The 12277-nt window shown below is 33.3% G+C and carries 11 protein-coding genes and 2 other annotated features; of the genes, 3 read left to right on the top strand and 8 right to left on the bottom strand.

What is annotated here, in order from left to right; all coding sequences use genetic code 11:
• Positions 1 to 15 precede the first annotated feature (15 nt).
• Positions 16 to 243, top strand: a complete 228-nt coding sequence (locus AC0GLY_RS03045) for a hypothetical protein (RefSeq protein ID WP_496612059.1) — start codon at positions 16 to 18, stop codon at positions 241 to 243.
• A gap of 54 nt (positions 244 to 297) precedes the next feature.
• Here AC0GLY_RS03045 and AC0GLY_RS03040 read toward each other — a convergent pair whose 3' ends face one another.
• From AC0GLY_RS03040 to AC0GLY_RS03030, 3 genes are read right to left on the bottom strand one after another with little or no spacing between them, the layout of a single operon-like run.
• The gene (locus AC0GLY_RS03040; RefSeq protein WP_496612058.1) at positions 298 to 798 is read right to left on the bottom strand and encodes a phosphatidylglycerophosphatase A family protein; all 501 of its coding nucleotides are present in this window, start codon (positions 796 to 798) and stop codon (positions 298 to 300) included.
• Positions 799 to 800: 2 nt separating this feature from the next.
• Complete coding sequence (locus AC0GLY_RS03035; protein WP_496612057.1) at positions 801 to 1424, bottom strand: hypothetical protein; 624 nt, start codon at positions 1422 to 1424, stop codon at positions 801 to 803.
• A gap of 8 nt (positions 1425 to 1432) precedes the next feature.
• A complete protein-coding gene (locus AC0GLY_RS03030) occupies positions 1433 to 2128 on the bottom strand; it encodes a CPBP family intramembrane glutamic endopeptidase (protein ID WP_496612056.1) in 696 nt (231 codons plus the stop codon).
• 348 nt (positions 2129 to 2476) lie between these two features.
• Here AC0GLY_RS03030 and AC0GLY_RS03025 point away from each other — a divergent pair, with 348 nt between their 5' ends.
• On the top strand, positions 2477 to 3109 hold the full coding sequence (locus AC0GLY_RS03025; protein ID WP_496612055.1) for a deoxynucleoside kinase: 633 nt from the start codon (positions 2477 to 2479) through the stop codon (positions 3107 to 3109).
• Between the two features lie 26 nt (positions 3110 to 3135).
• Here the strand turns inward: AC0GLY_RS03025 and AC0GLY_RS03020 are convergent, their stop codons facing one another.
• The 3 genes from AC0GLY_RS03020 to pepV form a co-directional block, all read right to left on the bottom strand.
• Positions 3136 to 4287 (bottom strand): ArgE/DapE family deacylase, encoded by a 1152-nt coding sequence (locus tag AC0GLY_RS03020; protein WP_496612054.1) that lies wholly within the window; start codon positions 4285 to 4287, stop codon positions 3136 to 3138.
• Between the two features lie 14 nt (positions 4288 to 4301).
• Positions 4302 to 5138, bottom strand: coding sequence for a MetQ/NlpA family ABC transporter substrate-binding protein (locus AC0GLY_RS03015; RefSeq protein ID WP_496612053.1), 837 nt, complete (start codon positions 5136 to 5138; stop codon positions 4302 to 4304).
• Between the two features lie 47 nt (positions 5139 to 5185).
• Positions 5186 to 5414, bottom strand: a binding site (T-box leader).
• A gap of 53 nt (positions 5415 to 5467) precedes the next feature.
• Positions 5468 to 6871 carry a dipeptidase PepV gene (gene pepV / locus AC0GLY_RS03010; RefSeq protein ID WP_496612052.1) on the bottom strand — a complete coding sequence of 468 codons (1404 nt, stop codon included), beginning with the start codon at positions 6869 to 6871 and terminating at the stop codon, positions 5468 to 5470.
• 84 nt (positions 6872 to 6955) lie between these two features.
• On the opposite strand from pepV, the gene AC0GLY_RS03005 reads away from it, so the two are divergent.
• Positions 6956 to 7792: an NAD(P)H-hydrate dehydratase gene (locus tag AC0GLY_RS03005; RefSeq protein ID WP_496612051.1), complete on the top strand. Its 837-nt coding sequence runs from the start codon at positions 6956 to 6958 to the stop codon at positions 7790 to 7792.
• A gap of 39 nt (positions 7793 to 7831) precedes the next feature.
• Here the strand turns inward: AC0GLY_RS03005 and AC0GLY_RS03000 are convergent, their stop codons facing one another.
• Together AC0GLY_RS03000 and leuS are read right to left on the bottom strand one after the other, a co-directional pair.
• Positions 7832 to 9514, bottom strand: a complete 1683-nt coding sequence (locus tag AC0GLY_RS03000) for a putative polysaccharide biosynthesis protein (protein WP_496612050.1) — start codon at positions 9512 to 9514, stop codon at positions 7832 to 7834.
• Positions 9515 to 9570: 56 nt separating this feature from the next.
• Positions 9571 to 11991, bottom strand: coding sequence for a leucine--tRNA ligase (leuS, locus tag AC0GLY_RS02995; RefSeq protein ID WP_496612049.1), 2421 nt, complete (start codon positions 11989 to 11991; stop codon positions 9571 to 9573).
• Positions 11992 to 12046: 55 nt separating this feature from the next.
• Positions 12047 to 12251 (bottom strand) — a binding site (T-box leader).
• Positions 12252 to 12277: the final 26 nt, after the last annotated feature.

The raw sequence follows: 12277 nt of genomic DNA, 5'->3' as shown, positions 1-12277 counted from the left end.
TTAGGAGTAATAAACATGAAAACTAAAGCATATGAAACATATACCCTTCAAGAGTTTGATAAAGCAATTCCATATAAAGTTGGCGATTTAGTAGAAGTTGTTTTTGTTAGTCAAACCGGACTTGGTGATAATGAGTCAAACTGGTTAAAAGTAATCCGAAAAAACGTTGGTAAGGCAGAATTACTAGACGATGAATTTGAATTTGGTCCTAAATGTGTCAAGGCAGTGAAACCTGCAAATTAATCATAAAAAAAATTCTCTCCGTTTTTATTATAAAAACGGAGAGAATTTTTTATACTATGAATTTTCGTGAGCAATTTTAGCAGAAGCAGCCCCTGCAACTGAGGCCACAATATCATCAATAAAAGTAGTAACTCGATCAGTTCTTTGATCAAGAGTTCTTACAATCCCTTGTTTATTCGTATCTAAACCACAGTAATTAGTAATTCCAATCGTTCCATAAATATTGGCAATTCCCAATGCTAATGTTTCGTCCACTCCAAAAACTCCTAAATCATGTTCCACAATACTCTGAAGTGGCTCATTAAGCTTGTGTTCTGACGCTAATCGGTCAATTTCTAAACCAACTAAAGCATTATTTAAAACTTCACGTTTGTGTAAAACATCAATCACAATCTTATCAACATATTCCATACTAGGAATCTTTATATATTTCTTTTGTAAATTGTAAACAACCTTTGAAATATCCCTAACTGTCACATCATTTTCATTTAATGCTCTAACTACAGCATCATACGCTTGTGTATCAGGATATTTGTAATCTCTTCTATCGACCATTTCTATTCTCCTTCTTCTGGCATAATTGTAATGTCATATTGATTTGGATAATTATCTGCTGTAATTATCATACTCATTGATTGCTGTTTTTCCAAATGCTTTTTAACAATTTCTGAAACAAATTCAGCTCCAGCAAAATCCTCTTTGAAGTCATCATATGTTGAAAAATAATCAATTTCAAGAAATATATCAATTTCATTCCCTGACGATTCCAAACCATCAATCCGGACTAATTTACTTTTTTCTAATTCATCAATCACTGGTAAAGCAAATTCACTGTAAAAATTAGTAGCCACTTGTAAGTTATTTTTAACGCTTATAGCTTCTTTATCCATTGAACTAATCTTTTCAAACTCAGCTTCATCAAGCTTTGGCAAATTATTGATCAAATATTGCTTATCACGATTCTGCAAAGCATTTTTTAAATCAATACTAATTTGATTTTCATCACCATTATTTAAAACACTAACTAATTGGTCAATTGTAGTAACATCATAATCATTTTTCAATTGGTTTAAATTAGTAATTCTTTTTAAATAATTTTTCTTTTCCAAATTAATTTCATTTTTAACCTTTGCTAATCGATTTTTTAAATTATTATAGTAATTAAACTCTGAAATGTTCATTTATTTTCCTATCCTACCAATACTCCGATAATCATTAACGTTGTTGCAATTAAATTGTTCGAAAAATGAAGTGCAATTGAAACTTCAATTTTATCTTGCTTTAAGTAAACATAGGCAAGAATCATTCCTAAGGACATGTAAATTAAAAAGCTAATAGGATTACTACTAACATGACCAATCGAAAATAATATTCCACTAGCTATCATGGGAATTAATGGTTTAAACTTTGGGAAAAATCCTTTGATAAGATAGCCACGGAATACCAATTCTTCTAAAACTGGTGAACAAAAAGTCATAGTAAAGCTCATTAAAATTAAAACAATTGGATTACTCTTTACCAAAGACAAAATAATGTCATTATTTTCTGTCCCGCTTTGTTTATAAATTAGAATGTTCAAAGTAGACAACCCGATTTCTACCAAATAAAAAAATAGCAAAGCCTTTATAATTAACTTCCAATCCGATTTATTCAATCCATGCTTAGTTTGGATATAGACGCTTCGATAAGCCTTTAAAGCTAACCAAATTGCTAAACCAAAACCAAACAAATACAAGAAACTAATAAGGCTTAGTTTAAAAATCGAAATTTGCTTAGCACTTGCTAAATACTGAATTGGTAATTGAACAATTAACACCACAAAAAATAACCCTAACAAAATTAAGGTTCGCTTTAAATAAGTTAAAATACTAATTTTTTTGCTCATGATCTTTCCTCTCTTGTTCTTTTCGATCCTTTAAACGATCATGATGCTGAATCAAAATTGTAACAATTGGAGTAATTATAATTCTCGCTAAAATCACACAAAATATAAAAATTAGCATTATTTTTATATTTTGTGAATTAGCTTGTTTAAAAAAAAGATATACAATCCATAAGATCACCGTTAGAAAGGTGATCCACATAAAATACCAAAAATTTTTCAAATGTTTCTCCTACGCTTTTTTCTTATATATTAGAATATCATATCCCGATTAGGATTTGATAATTATTTCGAACTATTTTTGAATAATGATATACTTAAAACAGATATTAATAAAAAAAGGAGTTTTGTATGGTGATAATTACTGCTGGAATGATTGGGGTAGGAAAGACTACTTTAACGGAGAAAATTTCGAATCACCTAGGGACAAAACCTTTCTATGAACCCGTTGGTGATAATCCAGTTTTGCCGCTTTATTATAAGAATCCCAAGCAATACGGTTTTCTATTGCAAATTTATTTTTTAAATAAGCGATTTTCGATGATTAAAAAAGCATTGAAAGATGATAATAACATTCTTGACCGTTCAATTTATGAGGATGCATTATTTACAAGAGAAAATAACAAAGAAGGAAATATTTCAGATGTAGAACTTGAAGTTTATCTCAAGTTACTTGATAACATGATGGATGAATTAAAACAGTTACCAAAAAAGAAACCAGATCTATTGGTATATGCATATGCTGATTTTGATACGATTTTAGATCGGATTAAAAAGCGTGGCCGTGACTATGAACAATTTGATAACAACCCTGAATTGGAAAATTACTATCATAAGATGTGGACCGCTTACCAACAATGGTATGAAAACTTTGATTTAAGTCCTAAAATGAAAATTGATTTACAAGAATATGACTTAGTAACTCCCGAAAATACGCAAATTGTATTAAGCAAAATTGATGAAAAGTTAAAAGAAATCCGTTAAAAAGGGCTCGCGTTAACGAGCCCTTTTTATTTTGCAAAAAAATCATTAATAATTTTTTGATAAATATCAATTGTTTTTAAATAACTACTAATTGATGTATGCTCATTAATTTGATGAGCAGATCCTTTTGAATCAGGTCCTAAAATGATAACAGGTAACTCAGGTTTAACTTTAACGAAGACACTAGCATCACTAGCCCCATTATCAGTATAAAGCCTAATATCACGATTAGGATAAGCCTCTTTGGCAACTTTATAAGCAGTTTCAACCAATGGATGAGTGGTTATAGTGCGAATTGGATAAAAATCATGCAGTAATTCAAATTCTAACTGATAATCACTTTCCTGATTAATTTTAGCAATGGCTGCTTCAATTAAGTCACGAACTTGTTTGTTACTAAATGTAGGTGTTGGACGAACATTTCCTAGTAAATGAGCTTGTCCAGGAATCGTATTAATTTGTTGACCACCATCAATCACAGTAATACTGTGCTGTACTGCACCCAAAAATTCATCGATTGGTAATTCACTAAACATCTGTTTTTCAGCATTAATGTATGCTACAAGTCCTTCAATTGCATTAATTCCCTGGTTAGGTACTGAACTGTGCACTGGTTTTCCAATACTATTAATTCGGTAATTAAAACTACCAGAGTGTGCATACGTAACGCTTCCATCAGTTGCTTCTCCAACAATTAACCCATCTAAATCATTAATCAATTCAGGAGCAATTTTATAAGCTCCTGGTGCCCCAAATTCCTCTCCTGCAGTAATGATTAATCTTACTGTACCATTTGGAATCTGTTGTTTTTCGACTAGTTCAATCAAAGCAATTACTTCAGCAGCTAAACCGCTTTTCATATCTGCAGCACCCCGGCCATATAGAATATCTCCTTCAATGGTGGCAGAAAAAGCTGGAAATTTCCATGCCGTTTCATCAGTTACCGCTACTGTATCCTGATGTCCCGTTAAACCAAAGACTTGATTGGTTTTTCCTTTCCCAATTTCTACAATTAGATTAGAACGATTTTCATCATCGACAAATGGTTGAATGGCACTTTGAATTCCGTATTGATTAAGTAGATTAACAAGATAATTAGAAATTTCTCTTTCATTCCCGTTAACCGAATTAATTCTCACTAAATCTTGTAAAATTTTAATTTTCTGTTCTTTTTCCATTATTTTCACCTAATTTATTTTAAGTTTAAGTTCCAAGCAGGTAATTGGTTAATACCAGAGACTTTTTTAATTTCTTTGGCCGTTGCTTTAGTTTGATATGCTTTAACTAATTTTTTGATTTTAGGATCATTTTTGTCAGTTTCATTTGCGGCAATAAAATTGATCCATTTATGTGAATCTTTGTCAAACTGTTCTGTATAAATTGCTTTTTTAATATTTAAATTAGCAGCCTGAGCATAGTTACCGTTAACGACAGCTGCATCAATGTCATTTAACGAACGTGAGGTTTGACTAGCATCTACTTCTTTAATCTTAATATTTTTAGAATTATCAGTGATTGACTTCAAATTAGCAAGTTGATCATTATTTAGTTTAATTAATCCTGCACTTTGAAGTACGTGAAGTGCTCGTGACTCATTGTTAGCATCATTAGGAACAGCAATAGTTGCCCCTGCTGGAAGATCTTTAACGTTATTAACTTTGTAGGAATAGATTCTCATTGGTTCAATAATTGTATCACCGACTGCAACGATGTGTGTATGATGAGCCTGATTCCAGGTATCCATAAATGGGTAATTTTGAAAGGCATTTACATCAATGTTTTTACTAGTTAACGCAGCATTAGGTTGACTATAATCAGAAAAATATTTGTACTTAACAGTTAGGCCATATTTATCTTTTGCAGTTTTTGCAACTGTATCCCAAATTTGTTGTTCAGGCTTTGATCCAGACATCAATCCCACTGTTATTGTATCTTTATTAGCATTTTTACTGTGATTTCCAAAACTAAAATAACCAACTCCAACAATTAAAACTAAAATTCCAAGCCAAATCCAAATTTTCTTTTTCATCTTCTTACTCCTTATTTATGTAAATACACAAAAAGCACCCGCCCTAATCAAAGGACGAATGCTTTCGTGATACCACCTTAATTTATTGTTTTATTACTAAAACAACCTCAATAACTTAATAAAGTTGGTATTGATAACGGATACTAACCCGTTGTTGCTTAATTATTCGTCAACAAGCGCTCCAAGCCCATCTTCCAAATTACATCAGTCATTCCTTCACACCTACCGGAAATTCTCTGAGACCTATTAATTTGTACTCAACTTTTCTGCTAAAGTTCTATTTATCTTGTTACATACTATATAACGAACATTTTGGCTTGTCAATGAATTTATTTAGTTAATTCATATAATGATTGACCATAAATTGACATTGCCATGAGTAAATCATTCACGTTTTGAAATTCATTTGCTTGGTGCATAGTATCTTCTGCTTCTGGGAACAATGCGCCAAAAGCAACTCCTCGCTTCATCAAACGAGCATAAGTTCCACCACCAACAACTTCTGGCTTCGCAGATTTCTGTCCCGTCTGTTCTTTATAAATATCCATTAAAGTAGTTACAATGGAATCACTTGGATCAACAAAATGTGGTTCCATATAATCTGGATTCATTTCAACTTTACCATCATAATCAGCAGCATTGGTTTTTAACTGTTGATCAATTTTTACAGGTGTCATTCCTTTAGGATATCTAAAATTAGTATTAATCAAGCCCCCTTGGGCATGCTGATAATCCATAATTCCAACATTCATTGTCAAGTCTTCCATAATTTCATCAGTAAATTGAAGTCCTAACTTAATCCCACGAGAATCATCGTGTAATTTATCTGCGATAAAAGCAAGGAAATTTTGACTTGCTTCATCAAAAATGAATTGATTTAGAAAGGTTGCCATATAAGTTCCAGCATTAATTCCATTCTTTGGTTCCATTCCGTGGGCAGCTTTTCCAATCATTTCTAATTTGATACCTGTTGGCGTATTTTCATATGTACCAGCTACTGGAACATCAAGTAAATATTCTTCAAATTTAGTAGAAATTACATCTGCAATATCCGTTTCAATTTCGACTTCTGCTTCCCGAGGTACCATATTTTCTTTCAATCCTGATTTGAACGATAATAAAGTATTTTCACCTTGCTTATGATTCCCGGCAAACTTAGTTTCAAACGTAACATTTCCTTTTTCACCATTAATCAAAGGAAATTCAGCATCTGGAGAAAAACCAATTTTTGGATCTGGTTCTACTTCAAAGTAACGTTTCATTCCAATCCAGTTAGTTTCTTCATCAGTTCCAATAATTAAACGAATTTTTAAATTTGGAACAATTCCATGATCCTTTAAAATTTTAAGACCATAATAAGCAGCTAATGCAGGTCCTTTATCATCAGAAGTTCCTCGACCAATTGCTTTATCTTCTTTTAAAGTTAATTCAAACGGATTAGTATCCCAACCTTTACCAGCTGGAACTGTATCAGCATGACCTAACACAGCAAAATAATCTTCACCAGTTCCATATTCAATGTAACCAACAATATTTTCGATATTATGCGTCGTAAAACCATCGCGTTTCCCAAATTCAAGAAATTTTTCTAAAGCTTTAGCAGGTCCAGGGCCTAAAGGAAACTCATCAGTAGCGTGTTCTATGTCGCGAGAACTGTCAATTGCTACTAATTCCTTTAAGTCATTAAGATAATCATTTTTATATTTTTGTGCTTCTTTTTTCCAATTAATCATTTGAAAGTCTCCTTTTTATTTTTCATAAGTAATTTTAGCACAATCATTATCTTACAATGCTATAATAACTTCGAGGTGAACGAGATGAAACCAATTACAGCAAAAATTTTGCAAGAAACAATTAGAGTTAGACCCAGTCAAAGCTTTAAAGGAACTTATGGAAAAATTGCACTAATCGGTGGTAACCAAAATTTTGGTGGTGCAATTATTATGAGCACATTAGGTGCAGTTTATGCAGGAGCTGGACTAGCAACTACCATTACAGATGCTTCCAATCAGAGTAGTTTACATAATTGGGTGCCAGAATCCATGTATCTAAATTATAATGATGTCACTGCTGTTAAGGAGCTAATTGCTAAAATGGATGTCATTAATATAGGGTCTGGTTTAGGAATTGAACCCTCTAGTTTAAAATTACTTGAAACTGTTTTTGAAACTGTTTCACCTACTCAAATCTTAATTATTGATGGTTCTGCTATTGATTTAATTACAAATAATAAATTAACTCTACCTAAAACTAAAATAATCTTCACTCCGCATCAAATGGAGTGGCAAAAATTGTCAGGAATTAAAATTGAAAACCAGGACGAACATACTAATCTTAGCGCTTATGAACACCTGTTTAAAAAGCAAGGAAGTATCGTAGTCGTTAAATCAAATCGAACTCAAGTATTTACTCCAAGTGGGGCTTTTATCAATACAGTTGGAACCCCAGCTCAAGCAACTGGTGGTATGGGAGATACGCTAGCCGGAATCATTGGAGGATTTGTTGCTCAGTTTGACAACGTAGAAAATGCCGTGTTAGCTGCTGTCTATTCTCACAGTGCTATTGCAGACGAATTAGCAAAAAAACAATATGTAGTTCTTCCCCACCAAATTTCTGAAGCATTACCAAACTTTATGAAAAAGCACGAAGCATAACTAAATAAGACTTTCCTAAAATTAGGAAAGTCTTATTTTTTATTTAATGTTAAATTTCGCTCTTAATTTACCAATTCGATTACCTAATACTTGATCAGCTACTCTTGTTTTTAACATAAAGTAAGCATACACTGCCCCACCAATCAAAGCAGACAACCCAGTGACAATTAAACTAACAATTGAACTAAATGGAGTAGTAAACAAACTAAATAACCAATTTAAACCATAAACTGAAACTAAAGCAACAAAATACATCACTAAGGAATAAAAAATAATTTGAATACTTTCCAATTGAATCATACTTTCTTTGATACCAAACTCATGTTTCAATGCTCTAATCATTAGAAAAGTGGATAGAAAAAATCCAATCATAGTTGACACTAAGGTTCCAAAAGCCCCCAAAAAATACACCAATGGATACTGAGTAATAAATTTAGCAATAACTCCATAACCAAATAATTTAACTGCTTTTTTATTTTGGGAAACTCCCTGCATAATTGCAGCAACCACTACAAACAAACCAATTGGAATTGATTCAATAGAAGAAAATGATAATACATTACTACTAAAATCCATATTAGCTGTTCCGTAGAAAGTTCGATTTAAGGGCCCAGCAATGGCTGCCATTCCTAATGATGCTGGAATCATCACAAATTCAAATAAAATTAAAGCATTCGAAAATGAATCTTTTAACGCCTTACGGTTCTTTTTTGTAAATGCTGTTGATAGCAATGGAACCACTGTAATTCCAATTGAAGAAGCCAAAGAAACTACAATCATCGTTAATTTATTTGCATTTCCTGCAAAAATTGCATAATTAATTTGTAAGGCATCTTCTGACAAATTAGTTGCAAAGCGCATAATATGGAAAAATGTAAATTGATCAATCAAGGAAAAGATGGTAACTCCTGCTCCTAAAATAATAAACGGAGTTGCTTGACTAATAATTTCTCGATAGAGCTGATTAGTATGAACCTCTAGCTTATTATTACTATTTTTAACTAACCCTCGATAATATTTCCGATCTTTCCAATAAAACCAAGCCAAAATTAGAAAACCAAAAATTGCTCCAATACAAGCAGCAAAAGTTGATTGTGCTACTGCCGTAACCCAACTTCCATGCATAACCTTTAAAACTAGAAAGGCCGATAAAAGCATATATATAATTCGAGCTAGCTGTTCCACAAATTGTGAAATAGCTGAAGGAGCCATATTATTGTATCCTTGGAAAAAACCTCGCGTCAAACTCATCGTTGGAATTACTAAGACAGCCCAAGCTAAGGAATGGATAACCGGAATTACATTTTTATCCCCATTAGTTAATAAAGGAGCTGCAAACCATAAAATTAACGCACTAATAATTCCCATTAAAATCGCAAGACTCAAACCTTTTTTATAAATTTGAACCCCGACTCCATATTCATTTAGAGCATTATAATGAGCAACTTGTTTCGAAATTGCAGAAGGAATTCCAGCAACTGCTACAATTAAAGCAAAACTATAAATGTTATACCCCTGCGTATAAAGCGAGTTTGCCAATGGAAACAATGCTGCCCCTAAAATTAAACGCCAAGGGATAATATACAAAGCCCCAAGAATTCGTGACAAAATACTACCAATCGTCATCCAAGCTGAACCTTTTAACATTTGCCCCTTTGCTCGTTCCGATTCAGTAGTTTGTAATTCTTCTTGAATTACATCTTCTTCAAATCCATTATTCAAAAAAACATCCTACTTTCACACAATTAATTAAGTTAGTAACTGATTCATGCATAAAATTAATTAGCAACAATGTTAACAATTTTATTAGGAATTACAATTACTTTCCTGACAGTTTTATCTTGTAAGTTATCTTTAATATTAGCGTCTGCTAAAGCAATTTTTTCAATGTCTTCTTTAGAGGTCCCAGCTGCAATTTTGACATGGGCACGCACTTTCCCATTTACTTGAACTACCAATTCAACTTGGTCATCTTTCAACTTACTTTCATCATAAGTTGGCCATTCAGCATAAGCAATTGTGTCTTCATGTCCTAATTGTTGCCAAATTTCTTCAGCCAAATGAGGTGTAATTGGAGAAAGAAGTTTAATAAATCCTTCTGCATAGCGTTTCGGTAATTTTTTATTTTTATAGACTTCATTAACAAAAACCATCATCTGTGAAATAGCTGTATTAAACCGCATCTTTTCGATATCATCAGTTACTTTTTTCACGGTTTGGTTATAAACTTTATCTAAACTGCCATCGTTATCAGCAACCAACATTTCACTTATTGAATTGTCATCATTAAGATACATTCTCCAAACCCGTTTAATCCAACGATTTGCACCAACAATTCCTTCGGTACTCCATGGCTTAGATTCTGTCAAAGGCCCCATAAACATTTCATAAAGCCGAAGGGTATCAGCACCATATTCATCTACAATGTCATCAGGATTAACTACATTCCCCTTTGACTTAGACATTTTTTCATGATTAGTTCCCAAAATCATTCCTTGATTAACTAATTTTTGAAAGGGTTCCTTAGTTGGAACTACGCCTAAATCATAAAGGAACTTGTGCCAGAATCGAGCATAAAGTAAATGAAGAACCGCATGTTCGGCACCACCAACATAAAGATCAATTGGAAGCCAGTAGTCTAATTTCTTAGGATCAGCTAACATCTTATCGTTAGTTGGATCAATGTATCTCAAATAATACCAAGAACTTCCAGCCCATTGTGGCATCGTATTAGTTTCACGTTTCCCATGTCGTCCATTTTCATCGGTCACATTTACCCAATCTTCAAGGTTAGCCAATGGACTTTCTCCAGTTCCAGATGGTTTAATATTATCAGTCTTTGGTAAGCGTAATGGAAGTTCATCTTCTGGAACTAATGATTTAGTACCATCATCCCAATTAATTACTGGGATGGGCTCACCCCAATATCGTTGACGTGAAAAAATCCAATCTCGAAGTTTGTAATTAACTTTTTTATCTCCAGCATGATGTTCCTGAAGCCAATCAATCATTTTAGTGATTGCTTCTTTTTTACCTAGTCCATTTAAAAATCCGGAGTTAATGTGAACCCCATCACCGGTATAAGCTTCTTCTTTAATATTCCCACCTTCAATAACCGGAATAATAGGAAGATCAAACTTCTTAGCAAATTCGTAATCACGATCGTCATGAGCTGGAACGGCCATAATTGCTCCTGTCCCATAAGATGAAAGGACATAATCACCAATCCAGATTGGGAGCTTAGCCCCATTGACAGGATTAATAGCATAAGCTCCTGTAAATACTCCCGACTTATCCTTATTTAAATCTGTTCTTTCAAGATCTGATTTGGAAGCAATTTTTTGGCGATAGGCATCAACCGCTGTAGCTTGTTCAGGTGTAACAATTTTATCAACAATATCACTTTCAGGGGCCAAAACCAGATAGGTAGCACCAAATAGTGTATCAGCTCGTGTTGAAAAAACTTCAATTGATTCATCAGTATGTTCAGCGACATTAAACTTGATACTAGCTCCCACCGAGCGACCAATCCAGTTACGTTGCATTTGTTTAACACTTTCGGGCCAATCCACATCATCAAGATCATCAATTAAACGATCAGCATATGCTGTAATTCGAAGAACCCATTGTTTCATTGGTTTACGATAAACGGGGAACCCACCTCGTTCTGTTTTTCCATTGACGACTTCTTCGTTAGCAACCACTGTCCCTCCCATCAAATCAGGAGCCCAGTTTACTTCAATTTCATCTTCATAGGCTAAGCCTTTTTCATAGAGCTTTTCAAAAATCCATTGCGTCCACTTGTAATATTTAGGGTCAGTTGTATTAACTTCACGATCCCAATCATATGAAAAACCAAGTGATTTAATTTGACGACGAAAATTATCAATATTTTGGTTAGTAAATTCTCGAGGATTGTGTCCAGTCTTCATTGCATACTGTTCTGCAGGTAATCCAAATGCATCCCACCCAATTGGATGTAAAACATTTTTACCTTGCATCCGCTCAAAACGTGCCATAATATCAGTCGCTGTGTATCCTTCTGGGTGCCCAACGTGAAGCCCTTGACCGGAAGGATAAGGAAACATGTCTAAAACATAATATTTTTCTTTTTCGGTTTTATCGCTGGTTCGAAAAGTTTTATTTTCTTCCCAATAATTTTGCCATTTTTTTTCAATTTTTGTGTGATCATATGCCATAAATCTTCACTCCTTAATTATGCCAATAAAAAAGCCCCATAGAATTACAATAATTCCATAGGACGAATTTCCGCGGTACCACCTAAATTCCTAGACTAAAGCATCTAGACTCTCTAAATCCATAACGCGGAAAACGTTTAACTTACTTATTTCAGTTAAATCTCAGTGAGAAGTTCGTAATTTCATAGCTCCAAGTTCACAGCGACCACTTGGTTCCTGAAAGTCTACTTAATTCTACTAATTCACTTCAACAATTTTTTTATTTCATTAATGCAAGGTTACCAAA

Source organism: Fructilactobacillus sp. YLN 2507 (assembly GCF_059614085.1).
The sequence above is the reverse complement of the archived record's forward strand: the minus strand, read 5'-3'. Positions and strand labels throughout refer to the sequence as shown.